The 20418-nt window shown below is 51.4% G+C and carries 13 protein-coding genes and 1 tRNA gene; 6 read left to right on the plus strand and 8 right to left on the minus strand.

Annotated features, from left to right (window positions below; all coding sequences use genetic code 11):
- Positions 1–22: 22 nt before the first annotated feature.
- The 3 genes from BZG14_RS00335 to sppA all read right to left on the minus strand — a co-directional run bounded on the left by BZG14_RS00335 (position 23) and on the right by sppA (position 3836).
- Entirely contained in the window at positions 23–685 is a 663-nt protein-coding gene (locus BZG14_RS00335; RefSeq protein WP_077607662.1) for a glutathione S-transferase family protein, read from the minus strand.
- 119 nt (positions 686–804) lie between these two features.
- Entirely contained in the window at positions 805–1818 is a 1014-nt protein-coding gene (ansA, locus tag BZG14_RS00340) for an asparaginase (protein ID WP_069362070.1), read from the minus strand.
- A gap of 131 nt (positions 1819–1949) precedes the next feature.
- Positions 1950–3836 carry a signal peptide peptidase SppA gene (sppA, locus tag BZG14_RS00345; protein ID WP_077607663.1) on the minus strand — a complete coding sequence of 629 codons (1887 nt, stop codon included), beginning with the start codon at positions 3834–3836 and terminating at the stop codon, positions 1950–1952.
- Positions 3837–4052: 216 nt separating this feature from the next.
- Between sppA and BZG14_RS00350 the strand changes: the two genes are divergently transcribed.
- From BZG14_RS00350 to BZG14_RS00360, 3 genes are all read left to right on the plus strand, one after another.
- Positions 4053–6065: an NADPH-dependent 2,4-dienoyl-CoA reductase gene (locus tag BZG14_RS00350; protein WP_069362020.1), complete on the plus strand. Its 2013-nt coding sequence runs from the start codon at positions 4053–4055 to the stop codon at positions 6063–6065.
- Between the two features lie 95 nt (positions 6066–6160).
- A complete protein-coding gene (locus tag BZG14_RS00355) occupies positions 6161–6709 on the plus strand; it encodes an NAD(P)H nitroreductase (RefSeq protein ID WP_077484777.1) in 549 nt (182 codons plus the stop codon).
- A 115-nt stretch (positions 6710–6824) separates the two neighbouring features.
- On the plus strand, positions 6825–8828 hold the full coding sequence (locus tag BZG14_RS00360; protein WP_077607664.1) for a DNA topoisomerase III: 2004 nt from the start codon (positions 6825–6827) through the stop codon (positions 8826–8828).
- An 88-nt stretch (positions 8829–8916) separates the two neighbouring features.
- Here the strand turns inward: BZG14_RS00360 and BZG14_RS00365 are convergent, their stop codons facing one another.
- Positions 8917–9675, minus strand: a complete 759-nt coding sequence (locus BZG14_RS00365; RefSeq protein WP_077484781.1) for a sulfite exporter TauE/SafE family protein — start codon at positions 9673–9675, stop codon at positions 8917–8919.
- Between the two features lie 222 nt (positions 9676–9897).
- Here BZG14_RS00365 and BZG14_RS00370 point away from each other — a divergent pair, with 222 nt between their 5' ends.
- Complete coding sequence (locus BZG14_RS00370; protein ID WP_077607665.1) at positions 9898–12843, plus strand: bifunctional diguanylate cyclase/phosphodiesterase; 2946 nt, start codon at positions 9898–9900, stop codon at positions 12841–12843.
- 169 nt (positions 12844–13012) lie between these two features.
- Positions 13013–15079 (plus strand): alpha-amylase, encoded by a 2067-nt coding sequence (locus BZG14_RS00375; RefSeq protein ID WP_077607666.1) that lies wholly within the window; start codon positions 13013–13015, stop codon positions 15077–15079.
- Between the two features lie 60 nt (positions 15080–15139).
- Here the strand turns inward: BZG14_RS00375 and BZG14_RS00380 are convergent.
- The 3 genes from BZG14_RS00380 to BZG14_RS00390 all read right to left on the minus strand — a co-directional run bounded on the left by BZG14_RS00380 (position 15140) and on the right by BZG14_RS00390 (position 17490).
- Positions 15140–15216 (minus strand) — tRNA-Pro (locus BZG14_RS00380).
- Between the two features lie 135 nt (positions 15217–15351).
- Positions 15352–17229 (minus strand): DUF3413 domain-containing protein, encoded by a 1878-nt coding sequence (locus BZG14_RS00385; protein WP_077607667.1) that lies wholly within the window; start codon positions 17227–17229, stop codon positions 15352–15354.
- 42 nt (positions 17230–17271) lie between these two features.
- A complete protein-coding gene (locus BZG14_RS00390; RefSeq protein ID WP_069362013.1) occupies positions 17272–17490 on the minus strand; it encodes a YejL family protein in 219 nt (72 codons plus the stop codon).
- A 77-nt stretch (positions 17491–17567) separates the two neighbouring features.
- Here BZG14_RS00390 and yejK point away from each other — a divergent pair, with 77 nt between their 5' ends.
- Positions 17568–18587, plus strand: a complete 1020-nt coding sequence (yejK, locus tag BZG14_RS00395; RefSeq protein WP_077607668.1) for a nucleoid-associated protein YejK — start codon at positions 17568–17570, stop codon at positions 18585–18587.
- 128 nt (positions 18588–18715) lie between these two features.
- On the opposite strand, the gene nhaC is transcribed toward yejK, so the two are convergent.
- Positions 18716–20155: a Na+/H+ antiporter NhaC gene (nhaC, locus tag BZG14_RS00400; RefSeq protein WP_077607669.1), complete on the minus strand. Its 1440-nt coding sequence runs from the start codon at positions 20153–20155 to the stop codon at positions 18716–18718.
- Between the last annotated feature and the right edge of the window lie 263 nt (positions 20156–20418).

Raw genomic sequence — 20418 nt, forward strand, 5'->3', positions numbered from 1 at the left:
TCGGCCATTAGCATGCTGGTACCTAGGTGGTCGCTAGGCTARTTGGGCTGGCGAAAAACGGCGTTAGTTGATGATTTTCCTCCTGCGCATAGGCATCGAACAAGGGGTGTTGGTCGAGAGCTGAGAGGTAATCACTCAGCGCCGCGAATCGGTCGTCCAGCACCAACCCTGCCATTTTTGCGCAACGAAACAGACTCCACACGCTGATACCTGCCATCGTCACCGTCTGGGTGGGCATTGCTTTTACTTGCTCGCCTAAATATTGGCAGCAGGCGGGTAATGTTTGCAGAGCTTGGTTCACGGCCTGATGATCGACCGTTTTGTCTAAAATATGCCCGCGTACCACCCGTTGGTAAAACAAGGTATCTGTGATTAAGGGATCGAGCTGATAGCGACAAAACCACTCAACCCAGCGGATCTGGGCGCGATGGGTGGGGTTGCCTGGATAGAGCAGCGGATCAGGGTAGGCATCATCAAGGTAGGCCGTAATCACTGTGTCTTGGTAAATGGTGTGTGATGCCTCGGCGAGTGCGACCACAGTTTGCATCGGAGGATGGTGGATGATGCGCTCGTGTGCCTCGAAAGGGGAAGTGGGGGCGAGTTGATAGTCTAAATGCTTTAACCTCAGCGCCAGCGCGATTTTTCGCGTATGGGGCGACAGCGAGTCACCATGTAATACCCTCATTATGCGCTCCTTTTAATGACGACCAACAGTATGGTTACCCCTTCGTATACGTTAGCAAATAAAAACGCCGGCAACCTTGCCGACGTCACACACTGAAAGATTCGTGAAACAGTAACAAGCTAGTAGTAACTGAGTTCTCCGCGGAGATCTTTTTGTACCAAGGTACGCAGGGTCTCAAACGGCAAGGACTGACTCAGCAGGAAATGAAGCTTTGCCAACGCCGCCTCTGGCGTCATGTCATAGCCGCTCAACACACCGGCATCAGCCAATGCACAGCCTGTTGCGTAGCCGCCCATATTCACGCGTCCTGCCAAACATTGGGTCAAGTTAAGCACCAAGACACCCCGATCGGTGGCCTGTTTGAGCAAGTCCAGCAGTTCGGGGTGCTGAGGCGCGTTGCCCACCCCAAAGGTTAACAAAATCATGGCATTCACTGGCTGCTTGAGTGCGTTTCTTACCACGTCCGGTGAGATGCCGGGATACATCATGATCACTGCAACCGGTTGATCATTGATGGTATGCACCTTAAAAGGGCCGGCGGAAGGCTGGTTGAGCTTATCTGCTTTTACCTCGATATGAATACCGGCTTCAAGCAGCGCAGGCAGGTTAGGCGAAGTAAAGGCATTAAAGCCATCGGCATGGGATTTGGTACTGCGATTGCCACGTAATAACTGATTATTGAAAAACAAGGTGACCTCATTCACCGGATAGTTAGCGGCAATATGAAGGGCGTTGAGTAGGTTGGCTTGCCCGTCTGAGCGCAACTCTGCAATCGGAATTTGCGAGCCGGTCACGATCACGGGTTTTTCTAGGTTTTCAAGCATGAACGACAGGGCTGACGCCGTGTAAGCCATGGTGTCGGTACCATGTAAGATCACAAAGCCATCGTACTTGTGATAATTGTCGCCAATATCGTCCGCAATCCGTTGCCAATCCGTTGGCGTCATATCCGATGAATCAATGAGTGGTTGGTACTCATGAATGGTAAAAAGCGGCATTTCTGGACGATGGAATTCGGGCATCTTCTCCAACTGTTGTTGCAGAAAACCAGACACAGGGACATACCCATGATCGGACTTTTGCATGCCGATCGTGCCACCTGTGTAAGCGATATAAATGTGTTTACGTTCCATCATGTCAAATCTGCATTAAATGAGCGTGAGCACAGTATACATGTAACGATTACATCGATAACAGCGAGCGACACACAGAATAGAAGAAAAACAGGAAAAAGCCCTGACTGTAGGGTCAGGGCGAGTCGATTTTATTGGTATTGACAGTTCAAGCAGAATAAGTAACGCCCTTGGGGGTCGTTAAATTTTTCCAACAAGGTCAATGACTGCCACTGTGGTGACGACGCCAGTTGTTGAGCGATCGATGGCATGCTCGCCTGGACGGTTTTGCCAAGCACACTCGCACCTTGTCCGAGCACGTCGTTAATAAATTGCTCAAAGGGGGTGAGTGGCTGTTGCATCCAATCGAGCTGGTAGTCCTCAATCTCTGCGAGATCGGCGGCTGTTGATACCGCATCGTCAAAGTCACCCAGCTTATCCACTAAGCCGAGGTTCAGGGCGTCTTGCCCCGTCCAGACGCGGCCTTGCGCGACCTGATCAGCTTGTTCCATCGACATATTGCGGTGGTGACTGACGACCGAGAGGAAGCGGTGATAACCGTGCTCAATGCCAAGTTGCATGATGTCTCCCACCTCGTCAGGGAGCGCGCGAGTCAGTCCCACACCGGCAAACGGCGTGGTGCCGACACCATCAGACTGCACGCCGAGATCATCCAGCGTGTTCTCAAAGGTGGTGAATAGGCTGAAAATGCCAATCGAACCTGTGATCGTGGTAGGTTGGGCAATGATTTTATCGGCACTGGCCGATAGCCAATATCCCCCCGAGGCGGCCACGCTCGACATCGACACCACGACAGGTTTGCCGGCCTCACGCAATGCGTCTACCTCATTGCGAATGACTTCAGAGGCGAAAGCGCTGCCTCCCGGGCTATCAACACGCAGCACGACGGCTTTAACACTGTTGTCTAGGCGCGCATCGCGAAGCATTGCCGCGGTGGTATCGCCACCCACCGTCCCCGGACGTTGATGTCCGTCCATGATGGGGCCGCTGGCGACGACGACAGCAATGTTATTGTTGCCCGGCAAGCTAAAGCCACTTTGTATCTTCGGCAGGTAATCGTAATAACCTGTGTATTCAAAGCTGTCTTTGCCATCGCTCCCGAACTTATCGGCGAGATGGCGACGGATTTGCTGACGCGTCATTAATTTATCGACGATTCCTACGTCCTTAGACAATGCGGCGAAGTCACCCTCGAAACGGCGTAATCGCGAGAGCAGTTGCTCAGCGCTGGGAGAGAGCATATCCGCTTGGATACCGCGGTTCTTGGCGACATCACTCACATACGCCTGCCACAGCTGAGACAGCCAGGCTTGATTCGCCTCGCGGGCGGCATCAGACATGTTGTTGCGCGTGTAAGGCTCGACAAACGATTTATAGGTCCCCACACGGAACACATGGGTAGAGACGTCCAACTTATCGAGTAAGTCTTTCCAATACAGATTATAGCTACCATAGCCTTGCAGCATCACCATACCGTCAGGAGACATCAGCACCTCATCAGCATAACTGGCTAAATAGTATTGGCTTTGGCTATAGGTCCCCCCGATGGCGATGACGGGTTTGCCGCTCTCTTTAAAGGTATTGATGGCTTTGGCGATGTACCTCAACTTGGTCAAGCTGGTAGACGGCATATCACCCAAGCTTAATACCAGGCCGTTGATTTGCTCGTCGGAGGCGGCATGGCGCACGGTGTCGACGATATCAAACAGCACATTTTCTGTTTCAATCGGCTGGCCTAGCGCGTTGCGTGATAAGGTATCAATTGGGCTAAGTCGCTGACGCTGCTCGACAATCGGGCCATCAATGTTTAGCAAGAGGGCGCGAGGCTCGGGCTCAGATTGAGCGACCTTGACCGATTCAGCGTCTTTTGGCGTCAAGGGGGTTTCCGACGTCAGCGCAAAGTAGATGGCAACAATGACGCCTATGAAAAGGACGTTTAACAAAAGCTGCCGCGCGAAACTGAGCGCACGCCACAGCCATTTAAAAAGGGATGCAATAAAGCGGAACAGTTTTTTCATACTTGAGTCCATCGGTGCATGTCGCTGATATCCTAGCTGATCAGAGCCAAGAGCGATAGGTGCGAGCGATTATCGATATACGCCAATACTGGGTGAAAGTCCTACCCAGATCATAAATCGCGATACCATGTTGCTAACTTGTAAACGAATGTTTGAAATCACGTGTCTGTCAGCGCTATAGTCTGGTCAGACCACAAAACAATAAGTGAGCAAGCAATGGAACAGCACCCTTATCCCCACATGCTAGCCCCCCTCGATCTTGGGTTTACCACCCTAAAAAATCGCGTGCTAATGGGCTCTATGCATACTGGGCTTGAAGAAGCAAACGATGGTTTTAAAAAGCTAGCGGCCTTCTACGCCGAGCGTGCGAAAGGCGATGTAGGGTTAATTGTGACGGGTGGCTTCTCGCCCAATTTTCGCGGTCGCTTGACGCCATTTAGCGCCCAGTTCAGCTCTGGACGCGCGGCACGTGCACATCGTGCCATCACGGAAGCGGTTCATGCTCATGGCGGGAAAATAGCGCTTCAGCTTTTGCATGCGGGACGTTATGCCTTTCATCCGTTCGCGCAAAGTGCATCAGCCATTCGCGCCCCCATCAGTAAATTTACTCCGTTTGAAATGAGTGAGCGGGCGATTTGGCGCACCATTAAAGCGTTTGGGCGCAGTGCCGCGCTTGCCCGCGAAGCGGGCTATGATGGCGTTGAGATCATGGGCTCGGAAGGCTACCTCATTAACCAATTTTTCTGTCACCGCGCCAACCGTCGTTACGACCAGTGGGGCGGAACGGTTGAAAATCGAATGCGCTTTGCCGTTGAAGTGATGCGCGCGGTGCGTCAGGCCGCTGGCGACGACTTTATCGTGATATTCCGCCTATCGATGTTGGATTTGGTCGAGCAAGGCAATACCTTCGAGGATGTGGTTGCCTTAGCCAAAGGCCTTGAACAAGCGGGCGTGACCATTATCAACACGGGGATCGGTTGGCATGAAGCGCGCGTGCCCACCATTGCTACTCAGGTACCACGAGGTGCGTTTAGCTGGGTGACGGAAAAATTAAAAGGTGAAGTGTCGGTGCCCTTGGTGACCTGTAACCGCATCAATACGCCTGAGGTCGCTGAATCGATTTTGGCCAGCGGGCAGGCGGATATGGTGTCGATGGCGCGACCCTTTTTGGCCGACGCTGAGTTTGTCGCCAAGGCCAAGGCGGGGCAGCCGGATGATATTAATACCTGTATTGCTTGTAACCAAGCCTGTCTTGATCACGTATTTAAAGGAAAACGGGCAAGTTGCTTGGTGAACCCGAAAGCCTGTTACGAAACCGAACTGATCGCCACACCGGTCCGGCAAGTGAAACAGGTGGCGGTGATTGGGGGTGGCATGGCAGGGATTAGCTGTGCCACCGAGGCGGCCGAACGCGGCCACGATGTGACCTTGTTCGAAAAGTCGGATCGTCTAGGCGGGCAATTCAATTTGGCGATGGCCATTCCAGGAAAAGAAGAGTTTAAAGAAACCATTCGCTATTACCTCCGGAGGTTGGAAAAAGCGGGAGTGACGGTCAAACTCAATCAAACAGTGGATGTGGATACATTAAGTGCCTTTGATGACGTTGTGGTGGCGACAGGCGTCAAACCGCGCCGCCCTGCGATTGAAGGGATCGAGCATCCAAAGGTGATTGACTACCAAACCTTTATTCGTGACAACCCGGCCTTGGGTAGCCATGTCGCGATTATCGGCGCGGGAGGCATTGGAGTGGATGTTGCCACCATGATCACCGAGCCCAAGGATCAAAGCTTGGATGATTGGCTCAAAGAGTGGGGCATCGATAAAACCATTAGCCACGAAGGCGGCTTGTATCCTGGCCATGATACCCATAGCGATAAGCAGGTTTGGGTATTACAGCGCCGAGAAGGCCGAGTTGGCAAAGGGCCGGGCAAAACCACTGGCTGGATCCATCGTAAAACCTTGCAAAAACGGGGCGTGAATCTTGTGGGGGGGGTGACCTATCACAAAATTGATGATGAGGGACTACATGTGAGTATCAAAGACGAGGCGCACTTGATTCCTGCCACTCAGATCATCTTGTGTGCCGGGCAAGAGTCGGTTAATCAGCTTGCAGAGCAGTTGAAACAAGCTAATCTGTCCTATCACTTAATTGGTGGGGCAGAGCATGCGGGCGAGCTGGATGCGAAGCGTGCGATTCGCCAAGGGATTGAAACGGCGTTGGCGCTCTAAATCCATACACTTTGCACGATTTTATCCGTTCTAGGCTGTGTTAACCTGTGATCACCGAGTTATACATGGCCGTTTAACGGTAAAAAGGATGAATCATGGACGCACTTGAATTGCTCTTACAGCGCCGCTCGATACCGCGTCTCGCCGCGCCCGCACCGAGCGGTGACGTGCTTGAAAACATTATTCAAGCAGGGCTGCGCGCCCCTGATCATGGCGCGTTGACGCCGTGGCAATTTGTGATCTGCGAAGGTGAGGGGCTCACCCGGCTTTCCACTATTCTTGCCGACGCCGCACAAACCAATGGCGCGGATGAGGCGGCGATTGAAAAAGCGCGTAATGCCCCGCTTCGAGCGCCTATGGTGGTGGCAGTGATTGCCCGCACGCGTCCGCACGATAAGGTTCCTACCATTGAGCAACATATTTCGGCGGGATGTGCCACACAAGCGATGCAAATGGCCGCTGTCGCGCAGGGCTTTCAAGGGTTTTGGCGCACTGGCGCGTTTGCTTATCATCCTGCTGTGCGCGAAGCGCTGTCGGTAGAAGGTGACGATCAGATTGTCGGCTTTTTATACTTGGGGACGCCTGATTGCGCCCCAGCTAATGCTCCTAAGCGTGATACCAGTAAGTTTGTGACCTACCTGTAAACTAGGATAAATCGCGTTTACCTCGAAAAAACCTGTGCATATGTACAGGTTTTTTATTGCGCCCTGATCGGCCTTTGCATACCATGCGCTCAGCGACGGTTAAAAAGGCTTTGTCATGGCACGATTGTTTATAGCGGAAAAACCCAGTCTCGGACGCGCGATTGCGGCGGGACTGCCTAAACCGCACAAAAATCACAAAGGGTACATCGAGACCGCTCAAGGCGATGTAGTGACCTGGTGTATCGGCCATTTGTTAGAGCAGGTTGAGCCGGATGCGTATGACAGCCGCTATAAAAAGTGGGATCTGGCTGATCTACCGATTGTGCCTGAAAAATGGCAGCTCCGTCCTCGTCAAGCCGCCGCGGCGCAACTGGCTGTCGTCAAAAAACTGATCAAACAGTTTGATCAACTGGTGCACGCGGGTGATCCCGATCGAGAGGGACAGTTGTTGGTTGATGAAGTGATTGACTACGCCAAGGTCAGTGCCAACAAAAAAGCTAACATTAAGCGCCTTTTAATCAGTGATTTAAACCTTTCTGCGGTGAAGAAAGCCCTCGCGCAACTGCAAGATAACAAAGCCTACATGCCACTGTCCGTATCGGCTTTAGCGCGTTCACGCGCCGACTGGTTGTATGGAATGAATCTGTCTCGTGCCTATACCTTGTTAGGGAAACAGGCCGGCTACCAAGGCGTGTTATCGGTCGGACGTGTGCAAACGCCAGTGTTAGGACTGGTGGTGCGCCGTGATCAGGCGATAGACAGTTTTGTACCTCACCCGTTTTTTCAACTGGATGCGATCATTGCTCATCCAGAGGGAGAGATACGGGCACGTTGGCAGCCCAGTGAAGCGTGCGCAAAGTGGCAAGATGAACAGGGACGCGTCCTGTCTCGTCCCTTGGCAGAGAACGTCGCACAACGCATCGCAGGACAAACCGCGACCGTCACTGAAGCGGAGCGTCAGCAACGTAAACAGGCCGCGCCGTTGCCGTACAACTTGTCGGCACTACAAATTGACGCTTCAAAGCGGTTTGGTTTTAGTGCGCAAAAAGCACTGGATGTGTGCCAACAGCTTTACGAACGCCACAAACTGATCACTTATCCGCGCTCAGACTGTCGCTATTTGCCCAAAGGCCACTTCGCCGAGGCGAATAAGATACTCGGTGCCATTAAGCAAGGTTGTGAGACGCTTAGCCAAGCATGTGAGGGGGCTGATACCAAGCGCAAAGGGAAGGCATGGAACGACAGTAAAGTAGGCGCTCATCATGCGATTATCCCCACAGCGAAAGTCGCGCCGACAAGCTTGTCAGCCGATGAAGCAAAGATTTATCAGCTCATCGCGCGCCAATACGTGATGCAGTTTTATCCGGCCGCTGAATACGCAGAAGGGAAGCTCATCTTTGATATCGCAGGTGGGTGTTTTATTGCCAAAGGGAAGGTGCTGACGTTGGCCGGCTGGCGTGCTTTGTTGCCGACAAATAACACCGCAGACAGCGACGCGGCCCCCTTGCCGCTAATGGAGAAAGGCGATCAAGGACGCTGTGAACGCGGTGAGATTAAAGATTGCATGACAGAGCCGCCGGCGGCGTTTACGGAATCCACGCTGTTGCAGGCGATGACGGGCATTGGTCGCTATGTACAAAACAAAGCGCTGAAAGAGATATTGCGCGAGACCGACGGCTTAGGCACTGAAGCCACCCGTGCCGGTATTATTGAGTTATTGGTGAAACGTGGCTTATTAACGCGGCAAGGAAAGACGTTGCACGCTAGCGCCAGTGGTAAAGGGCTTATCGCGGCGCTGCCAGACAGTGCCACCTATCCGGATATGACCGCCGATTGGGAGCGGCAACTGCAAGATATGGCGGATCGTCAGTGTGCGTATCACCCTTTTATGCAAGAATTAACGGCACAAGTGACAGGCTTAATTGAAACCGTAAAAACATCGCCCCCACCGGCCTCGTTAAGCGATTTGCCAGCCGCCCCCACTAAATCGTTCGCGCGTAAAGGGCGGCGCACGTCCGGCTACCGAAAACGGACAGCGAAAGCAAAGCCGGCGGCTAATACAAAGTCAACGGCGAAATCAGCGCGCGCCACGAAAGCGAGACGCAAAGCCGCAAAATAATGTTGTTGGAGCGGTACGCCATATTACCACCACTATGGCGACAGCTTGCATGTGAAGCATGTGGCGAGCAAACGTACAAGGTGACCTGTTAGAACGCATAAGCGGCAATACAGCCAACCAGTGTCATCACAAACAGGAAGCCTTTAAGCACCTTGGGGTTGGCGGAAATGGCAAAGCGAACGGCCACTCGTGCGCCCAACATGGTGCCAATGGCTAAAATCAGCCCTGGTACCCAGCGCACCAGATCATCGGCAATAAACACCACTAAAGATAAGCTGGTGAAGGCGAGCGTACAGGCCAGCTTGAGCGCATTGCCACGCACTAGGTCATAGTGCAGTGTACCGCACAGGGCTGCCAGTAGTACAAATCCTACCCCGGCTTGCACGAAGCCGCCATAGAAGCCTGCCAGCAAGAGACCCAACCAAGCCATGGGGGTATCTTTAACGCGCTTCGTTGGTGTTCCCTCTGGAGGGCCAAAGGTCGCGGGTTTGATCAGCATTACTAGCGTCATGGTCAGCAAAGTGCCAAGCAACAAGGGTTTCACCCAGCTTGCCGGTAGCCAAGCGGCAGCTAATGCGCCGCAAAGGCCACCGAGTAAATTGGGGACTAAAACAGGGATAATATCTTGGGTATCCAGTTTATTGTGCTGGCGAAAGCCCGCCATGCCGGAAGTACACTGTAACCACACTGCCACGCGATTGGTGGCATTGGCGACATCAGCCGGCATGCCCATCACCATTAACGCAGGTAAGGTCAAGTTCGAGCCACCGCCCGCCAATGTATTAATGATCCCCGCGATCAGTCCTAAGCTGACCAGTAGCAGACCATACTCGAGGGTCATTGCCATGCACACTCCTTGTTTTGCATCGCTGCGTTGGTGTGGTTACCTTGAGTGAAAGGGGTAACCGCTTGATAGAAAAGCCCCATCAAGCATACTGTTTATGCGCAATGTTGTGAAACCTAATAGTAATACTGGCGAATCTGTTCACGCCCTTTATAATCACGTCCTACACCTGAAGTTTGGTTATTTTCGCCCTATTAGTCCTGCGAAATAAGGTTATATCACGTCATGCAGCAAGCTGTTCCATCCGCGCTTGATAAAGTTGCGCGCCGCTCCGCGCGAGTGGGGTTTGTTTATAATGTGCTTATTTCCATCATGGTCTTTGCTTTCTCTGTGGTCTCGGTGGAGTTTTGGCTTTACCAGCAAGCGCATGACCAAGAGGTGAAAGAAGTGCAACGTGCGCTGCTGGCCTATCGCTCTCGTATTGAGCTGAAAGTGACACAGAATTTGGATTTAAGCCACGGGCTTGCCACCTACATCAGCCTTAATCCGGATTTGGACCAAAAGGATTTTTCCCGCTTTGCCGGCCAGCTTAGAGATAAAACGCCCCATATTCTTAATTTTGGCGCGGCGCGAAACTGGGTGATCAGTCACGTTTATCCCAATACACTCGAGGACTCGGTATTGGGCGCTGATTATCGTGATCTTCCCGAGCAACTAGAGAGTGTTCGTGCCGCCTATGGCTCGAGGCAGCCGGTCATCTCTGGCCCTGTTGAGCTTATACAAAGCGGGACGGCGTTGATTGCCAGGCAGTCAATCGTTAACCAAAACACCGGTCTGCCTTGGGGGGTGTTATCCACGGTGTTAGATATTGATGGTTTGTTCTCCGCCAGTTTTAAGCAAGGCGAAAACTATCCTGTCCGCGCGGTATTACAAGAAAAACGCGAATCAGAATCAGTATTCACGACGGTTTATGGTGACACCTCAGTACTGAGCCAGTCGCCCGAGACGGTTACGGTCAATTTGCCGTCGGGGGATTGGCGTTTATTGGGCGTACCGCAATCGGGGTGGAAAGGGTTGCATCCTCACCCCACGGTCTGGGTTGTGGGTACAATTATTTTACTTTTTTGGCTGGGTGGCCTGTATGGCCGTTACAATGCGGGGCGCAGTTTTGCCCAATCGATCGGGCGTGTGGTGGATGATAGCTACCGCTTTAGAAGCATTTTTAAACGTCACGATGCGGTGATGATGCTCCTCGATGCGAAAACGGGCGATATTCTTGATGCCAATGACAGTGCGCAGCAGTTCTATGGCTATGACCATGCTGCTCTAACGTCGATGCAGATCAGTGATATCAATACCCAAACCGATAGTGTCCTCAGAGAAAGCCTCTCGCAGGCACAACAGCGCGCGAAAAATTGTTTTATCTTCTCACATCGGCTTAAAAGTGGTGAGGTGCGGCAAGTGGAAGTTCATTCTTCACCGATCACCATTGGTCATGCCAAGCTGCTTTTTTCTGTGATTCATGATGTGTCAGAACGTCTTGAAGTAGAGAGAAAGCTGATGCTGAATGCAAAAATTTTCGAGCAGTCCAGTGAAGGGGTGCTGATTACCGATGCGACGGGAAGGATCGTGACGGTAAATGGTGGCTTTAGTGCGATTACCGGGTATCAAGAGGAAGAGGTGCTTGGTGCCACGCCGGCCATTTTGAACTCTGGACGTCATGACAAATCGTTTTTCGCTGAAATGTGGCAGCAAATTGTCGACCACGGACGGTGGAAAGGCGAAATCTGGAATCGACGCAAAGATGGCGTAGTGTACCCCCAGCTACTCTCTATCAGCGTGGTAAAAGATGAGGCTGATAATGTGGTTAATTATATTGGGGTGTTCTCGGATATCACCAAGCTTAAAGATTCAGAGAAAAAACTGATTGATTTAGCCCATTATGATTCGTTAACCGAGCTGCCGAATCGTCTGTTGTTAACGTCCCGCGTTCGTCAAGCGATGAATATGCAGTCCGTTCAGCGCAATCAGATCGCTTTGATGTTTCTGGATCTCGACCAATTTAAGTTCGTCAATGACAGCCATGGCCACGCGGTGGGCGATGAGTTGTTGAAGTTGGTGAGTGATCGCTTACATGGCTTGCTTGAGGAAGGCGACACCTTGGCACGTTTGGGGGGCGATGAGTTTGTCATTCTTCGTTTGATTCACACTGATGACACCGCGTGTATTCGCTTGTCAGAAGATGTGATCCATGCCATGAACCGTTTGTTTGTCCTCGATGGCGGCATTGATGCACAAATTGGGGTAAGCATAGGTATTGCGCAATACCCAGACGATACGTCAAGTACCGAAGAGCTCCTTACGTTCGCCGATTCAGCCATGTATCACGCCAAAAAGTCGGGCCGCAATACCTATGCGTTCTATGATGATGCGTTAACCATTAATGCCAACCATAAGCTACGTTTAGCGGTGGAGTTACGCCAATGTGTACAAAACAATGAACTGGCGCTTTATTATCAGCCACAAGTGGATCTGGTGACGGGGCACATCATTGGTGTCGAGGCGTTACTGCGCTGGCATCATCCCGAACGTGGCTTGCTGTCTCCTATTCATTTTATCGAGGTCGCGGAAGAGCGCTCAATCATTCATGATATTACCCGATGGGTGGTGGAAACCGGTTGCCAGCAATTAAAAGCGTGGCATGATGCGGGTGCGCCGATCTCCATGGCCGTAAACATCTCTCCCCGTAACATTGCTGACGTCACTTTTGTCCAAGTAGTGGCTGAGGCATTAGATAAAACCGGCGCGGATCCGCGCTTTTTAGAGTTAGAGATCACAGAAAATACCTTGATCGAAAACCAAGCCAATGCGTTACGTGTTCTCGAACAGTTGCGTGAAAAGGGGGTTGGGATAGCGATCGATGATTTTGGTACCGGCTATTCGTCCATGGCGTACCTAAAACGTTATCCGATCTCGAAGCTAAAAATTGACCGTCACTTTATCAAAGATATTCAAAGCCAATCGCCAGACGAAGAAGAAGTCGCGATTGTTTCAGCAATGATAGCGATGGCGGATAGTCTCGGGATCGGCGTGGTGGCGGAAGGGATTGAAACGCTACACCAACAAGCCATACTGCATGAGCTTGGCTGCACCTTTGGACAAGGTTATTTATATCGTCGTCCAGCCCCTGCTACCGATATTGGCGAGCTTTTGGGGGTGGAGAATGATTGATGTTTCACCATGCTGTTGCTGATCAAACTGTTGCCGATTAAACAGAGCAATGACTGACTTGACTCATCCTTGGATGGTCATGGCTCACATTTTTAGGGCGCAGACGCAGGAATGATGTCAAGCGCTTGCGGTTTTTTTACCCTAAAAGAAAATCGCAAGGAGCACGATCATGACCCCTGTATTTACTTGGCAGCGGCTCGCTATCGCGATAGCCGCGTCGCTTTCAATGACAGCCGCAGCCTCTCCTCATATCACGGTGACCACCTCAACCACACAAGCTGATAAACCACTTGATGTAGACGCACCAGCGGTCTTCGCATTGGGAAAGAACACTTACCAAATCACCGTGGATGGCGTTGAGGGGGACTGCCAAGCCGATACGCCAAACAAAGCCAAGTTTAATACGCCGATACCGCTTGAGTGCGATACGGCCAGCACCTTTGATCTCACCATTCGCTTTGCTGGTGACTATGGCTTTTATTATCAAGCGGATACGCGCACATTACGGGTAAAGCGTGAGCCAAAAAAGACGGCCTCGACCTTTAAGCGGCCTTTGCCAGATGTGCAATGCCAGCAGTATCAAGGCGGGCCGGTTACTCTGCAACTGGGCGATAGCTTTGCCGAAGGGACCCGTCTAAAAGAAGCGCTCAGTGGCCAGGTGGTGCGTGTAAAGGATCACAGTGTCACGCTGACGCCGGCAGCGAACAGTGGTGGCTTGGTACTCTTAGCCCCGGTTGACGCGCCTTCTCCGACGTTTAGCTACCGGAATGCCAATATCTATTTTGTGATGGTGGACAGGTTTAACAATGGCGATCCGAGCAATGATCACAGTTATGGACGCCATCAAGATAACGCACAGAACATCGGCACCTTTCATGGCGGAGATCTGCAAGGGGTGATCGATAAACTGGATTATATCCAGTCGCTCGGCACAGATGTGATTTGGTTGTCGCCGATTGTCGAGCAAGTCCATGGCTTTGTTGGCGGTGGGAGCAAGGGCAGCTTTCCTTTTTATGCCTATCATGGCTACTGGTCACGTGACTTTACCCAAGTAGACAAAAACTTTGGTGATGACACCGTACTCAAAACCCTCGTGGATGAAGCGCACCAGCGCGGCCTAAAAGTCTTTCTTGACGCTGTGGTCAATCATCCAGGTTATGCCACGCTCGCGGACTTACAGCAAGATGGGATTAACGTCGTCAATGACGCTGAGTTGCCAGAAAAATGGCAAGATTGGCAGCCCGATAAGGGGCAAAGTTGGCATGACTTCCATCAGGCCATTGACTACAAGAGCACCCAATGGCACCAATGGTGGGGCAAAGACTGGGTGCGAGCTGGGTTACCTGATTATGATCAGCCCGGCAGCAGTGATAAAACCCTGACACTGGCTGGGCTACCCGACTTTAAAACAGAATCCGATCAGCCAGTGACGCCACCACAATGGCTACTCAACAACCCAGGCACTCGCGTTGAAGCGCGCGATAACTATACCGTGAGTGACTACTTACTGGAATGGCAAACCCAATGGGTAGAGCGTTTCGGTATTGATGGCTTTCGGGTGGATACGGTCAAGCATGTCGATGGCGAAGTATGGCGAGCATTGAAATCGCAAGCCTCGGCGGCGTTAGAGACGTGGCGGCATCAGCATGGCAAAACGGGAGAGCCGTTTTGGATGATGGGAGAAGTATGGGGCCACCGTGCTTATCGCAGCCCTTATTTTGACCAAGGCTTTGATGCCTTGATTAATTTCGATTTGCAAAAGCAGATGGACAAGGGAGCGTATTGCCTCAGTGAAATGCAAGACACTTATCAAGCGTATGCTGACACCATGGCAAAAGAGGGCGATTTCATTCCGGTAAGCTATATGTCGTCCCATGATACTGAGCTTTTTTTCAGTCGCTTTAAAGACGCCAGCATGCAGCGTGGTGCCGCTAACGCACTCTTGCTGGCGCCCGGTGCGGTACAAGTGTTCTATGGTGATGAAGTCGGGCGTGACTTGGGCCCTTACGGAGACGATTTCCATCAAGGTACCCGTTCAGACATGATATGGCAGCGCAATGATATGCAAACAGATTTGCTAAACCATTGGCGTAAAGTAGGCCAGTTTAGGCAAGATCACCCGGCGATTGGGGCAGGTACGCACCAAGTCATCCCACAAGCGGGGGCCTATGTATTTTCTCGTCAACGTGGCGAAGATACCGTGGTTGCGGCATTTGTCGGGCGGCAAGCGAAGTAACCGCCTTTAATGCGCACGCACGAAAAAGCCCACCGTTCGATGAACGGTGGGCTTAAATATTGGTCGGTCTGACTGGATTTGAACCAGCGACCCCTGACACCCCATGACAGTGCGCTACCAGACTGCGCTACAGACCGACTAAGCGCTATATTACGAATCGGCCTAGTGGGTGTCAATTGCCAAGGGGCATTGTTTTTCGGTTTTTCAACCGTTTGGCTATTAAAGCGTCAACCCACCGTCGCGATGTGACATTTTGCTCTGCCCCTTGCTCATCACGACGACGGCTCTTCGGGATAATAAAAGCGTTTCAGTTCATGCATCACTTGCATCAGTAGTGACAATTGCGGTTTCCCCTCTGGCAGCGGTGTATAGTGCTTATCAAACACCTTATAGTTGCCAAACTTATCCACCACGGTGGTTTTTTGCGGTTGTACCACCACGATATCTCGGCTATCGCCGGCGAGCACCCACTTGCGTGGACGGTTTTTAAGCTCGAACAAGTTGGTTCCACTGCTATACGTCTCCGCCGGAGAGCTGACCGATAACATGGATTCCATCAATGTGGGGGCCACATCTAGGTGGCTACTATAATGCGCAGTTTGCTCCGCATTTTGGTTGGGCCAATGCATAATCATGGGCACTTGTAACTGATATCGGCTGTAGTTTGAGTTTGAGCCCCAACTGTTGAGTCCGGTCTCGTTAAACTCCATCCCGTGATTGGCGGTGATCATCACCACGGTATTGTCCAATTGCCCTGACTGGCCTAGATGCTCAAGCAAGCGGCCAAGTTGGTCATCGACATAATGCGCGGCGTTGTTGTAGCTGTTTTTTAATACCAAGCTTGTCTGGGTATCGACCCCTGCCATGGCACTATCCAGTGCCGGTTGAAAAGGCTGTGGGTAGTCACCACCTTGCTCGTATTCATTCACGGTTGCTAATTCTAGGTAACCAAACCATGGCTTGTCGGTTTCGCGACTTCCCAGCCAGTTTTGCATCGTGCTGATGGCCTCGGCATCGGCTTGCCAAGCGGGTTTGTCCGATTGGCTATCGCGTTCAAGCGCTTGGCTGAAAATACTCTGATAATAAATGGGATTGGCAAAATGATCGCCACTAAACAACCCCAGTTGATAATCACGCTGTTTGAGTGTTTCTATCAGTACCGGACGCAGCCCCTCGGTACGGGCGCTTTGCGCATAACTGCCAGGCAAGCCGTAGAAAAAGCCAAACAACCCCGCCATGTCGTCATTGCTGCTGCTAAAGTGATTTTTAAACCACAGGTTTTGATTAGCAAACTGGTGGAGGTGAGGCATGGTGACTGGGTTTACCATGTCCGCACGCAGTCCCTCTACCATCACCATCAGTAAGTTTTTCTGATATTTGTTGGCATCCGGTGCAAAGGCAAGCGGCTGAAGGGGATACCGGATCACTTCGCTGGTTTCTTGTCCACGTTGTTCACGCAAACGTTGGTACTCTTGCCTGTCGAGCAAGCCGTACTTTTCCATAAAGGTTTTCGCGGTCATCGGATAGGAGACCGGGAAGGTAGAGCGCTGTGCGGTGACCGGGCTATATATGAAGGCGTCCGCCCAAATATGGATAAGATGGCTAGAGATAAAGCAAAGCGCAAAGACGGTAGCCACGGGGATACCAATCCGTTTACGCGTCAGTTTACGCAGTTTGCGCCACACCCATTCGGCAATAATCAACTCTAAGATAAAAATAGCAGGCACAGCAATAAACAAGTATTGCCAATGCGCATTCATATCGGTTTTTTCGCCGCTTAACAGCAGCTCCCACACCAGCGGGTTAAGGTGAAGGTGCAGGGTTTGGTAAGCGTAAATATCGAGCAGCAGCACCATCATCCCAACAGTGGCAACCAGTACGGCAAACAGCCGCATTAACCGCTGAGAGGGAATGAGAAAACTGGCCGGGAAAATAATCAGAATATACAGCGCAAACACCAGAAAGCCAAAGTGTCCAACCCAGTTGAACACCAAGTAGCTTTGCCCTAATAGGGTTTCAGGCCATCCCGATTGGCTGATGTAGCGCGTGCCCAGCAACATAGCGGCAATGATGTTAAAAAAGCTAAACCAATGCCCCCAACTGATAAGCTGGGATACTTTGTCACGATACGATGTTCCGCTATCAACCATACAAATTTATTCTTCTCTTATTAGCGACTGCTGCTTTATGCATTATTGCTTATCGATAGATGCCATTAATGCCTGGGCAAACTTGTCGGCAAATGCCTGGCGTTGGGCGGCAGGGATATTGTGATTAAGGATGTTGGTGGCGACATTCCCGATCACCATCAGCGATAAATCTGTCGATGCATCGTGTTGCTCTAACACGTTGACAACATCGTTGATAATACGTTCCACTTGCTCGTCGTCATATTTTGAAGTTACAGGCATAAATTCGTCTTTTCTTCTTAAAACCAAAGCAGCGTATAATAACTCACACTTTAGTCTTACTGAAAATCTTTTCAATCATGACCCTCACGCTTTCTAACGTAATATTGCATCAAATCGTTAAGCAAGATGATGATTCGCTTAACGTTCACCTTCGAGACGGCCCGTTGCCGCTGACTGAGCAGACCGAAAACCTGATGGGAGACATTCATCGGGTTTATCATGCAAAAGCAGGCAAAGGGTTTGCTTTGTTTGACACCGAGAGTGACTTCCAGCAGTGGTTAAAGGCTTATCGTACCGGTGAACTCGACTTTCAAGCCTTGTCCGAAAAAGCGGTGGAGCGCTTGCGTGCTGAACTAGCCAAATACCCTTTTGCCGATAACGGCACCTTGGTGATGGCGCACTACCGAGCGCTCGCGACGGATTATCTGTTTATCGGCGTGCTCGAGTCCAAGCACAGTTTACGCGTCACCGATGAGTTGGAGGTAAATGCCACCGAGTATCTCGATGTGAGCAAGATGGATATCGCTGCGCGCATTGACTTATCAACTTGGGAGACGGACGCCGAGTCAAATCGTTACCTTTCCTTTATCAAAGGTCGCGTGGGGCGCAAAGTCGCTGATTTCTTCCTCGACTTTCTGCAAGCGGAAGTGGGAATGGATAGCAAGCAGCAAAACCAGGTGCTGATGCAAGCGGTAGAAGACTACTGCGACGATGCTCGCCTCGACAAGGAAGAAAAGAATAACTATCGCAAACAAGTTTTTGATTATTGCAATGATCAGCTTAAAGCGGGCGATGAAGTGGTGGTGAAAGAGCTGGCGGGCGAGTTGCCGACCACCCCCGAAGGCACTGACTTTTATCAGTATGCTAACCAGCAAGGGTATGAGCTTGAAGAGCAGTTCCCGGCTGACAGAACCACGATGCGAAAGCTCACCAAGTTTGTCGGGGCCGGTGGCGGTTTGTCGGTAAACTTTGATGCCATGCTGTTGGGGGAACGTGTGTTTTATGATCCAGAGACAGATACGCTGACCATAAAAGGCACGCCGCCGAACTTGCGCGACCAGCTTCAGCGCCGCTTGTCGAGCCGAGATGACGACTAGCGTCTAAATCACTGACTTTGGTTGGGTCAGGTTTATCTTGATGATAAAAAGCGGGACACCTGATGGTGTCCCGTTTGTTGCTTTACTTTGCCTCGTGCCGTGTTCGCACCAAAACCTTATTGGCGTTTTTATGCGCGCTCGGGCTGAGCGTCTAGGGTCGCAGCGTCATCAGTCTGCACGGTTTGTGCTGGATCGACTTTATCAACAAACCAACCCATATAGCTGGTCACGATAGTCACAGCGATACAAACAAAGCTTAGCCACATAAACGGCGCATACGACAAGGTGGCGACCCCTAAGATGCTTGCCATATAAATGCCGTTGTCACTCCAAGGCACCATCCCGGATGTCAAGGTACCACCGAACTCAGCGTTACGTGACAAGTTCTTACGCTGATAACCCAAGCGGTCGTAGTTTTTCGCACAAATTTTGGGGGTCAGTATCAGTGACACGTACATCGCTGAGCCAAAAATGTTGCCCATAAAGGCTGTGCCGATGGTGGAGGTGGCCAAGCTTCCAGCACTGTTGACGCGACGCTCAAAGAGGCTCGCGATAGTATGGAGAACGCCCACTTTTTCCAGTAACCCGCCAAAGCCGAGACCAAATACAATCACTGCCACAGACCCAAGCATCGACGACATGCCGCCACGATTGAGAATGGCATCAATGAAATCTACCCCTGATGCGACAGAGAACGGGGCCCAAGCGGTGTTAATCGCCGAAACGGGAGCCATGTCTTGCAACATCACTGCCCACACCACGCCCAGTAGTGAGCCAAAGCTGATCACCGGGAAGGATGGAAGGCGCATGGCGAGCAGCGCGAGTACGATGAGCACAGGAATAAATGACATCGGGGTGATCACAAACTGTTCCTGCATCGCTTGTTTCACCATTTCTACTTGGCTCATATCGACATTGCCAGCGTAGTGCCAGCCGACCAGGGTAAACAGAATGCCGGTAATGATGTAGCTAATAAGCGCAATCGGAAGCATGCCTTTAATATGCTCGACAATTTCCACGCCTGACATGGATGAAGCCAGGATCACCGAATCAGACAGCGGGGACATTTTGTCGCCGAAATAACAGCCAGAGAGCACCGCACCCGCGGTCATTGGTGCGGGGATCCCAAGGCCTTGGCCAATCCCCATCATCGCAATCCCCGCAGTACCGGCTGCGCCCCAAGAGGTCCCCGTCGCCAAAGCGGTTAACGAGCAAATCAACATGGTTGCTAAAAGGAAGATAGAAGGATGGATAGCTTTCAGACCATAGTAAATAATAGTGGGGACAATGCCGCCGGCAATCCAGGTACCCACGAGTGCGCCCACGGAAAGGAGAATTAACACCGCGCCAAGGCCGTTGGAAATGCCTTTGGTCGCTGCCGACTCAAGATCTTTGTATTGATGGCCTAATTTGAGTCCCAAACCCATGATCACAAACCAGCCAATAAACAGTGCCAGCTGGATAGGTAAATCGAGTTTTGCGGTAAACGAAAACGCGAGCGCCAAAAATGCACCCAGCGCTAGGATGACCTGAACGATGGATGGTAATCGAATTTGATGTGTTGTCATAACTGAACCTTCTTCACGTCGCACTCGGTGACAACCGATAGGGCGAACGTATCAATATCATTATCGGAAGGTGGATCGTCTGTGATTGCGCGACTACTCCCTGCGCGATTTAGCGATGCAACTAGCAACAACCAAACTCACATCACTGTCCGTGTGTCAGTATCCTTTGTTCCATTTGTGAGGCGTCATACTCTAGCTAACAGAACAATGAGATGGGAAACATTTTTGTCGCTTATGTGAGTCAAACGCGAGCTGAGTTAATT

The organism is Salinivibrio sp. IB282, from assembly GCF_001995685.1.
Classification (GTDB): Bacteria; Pseudomonadota; Gammaproteobacteria; order Enterobacterales; family Vibrionaceae; genus Salinivibrio; species Salinivibrio kushneri.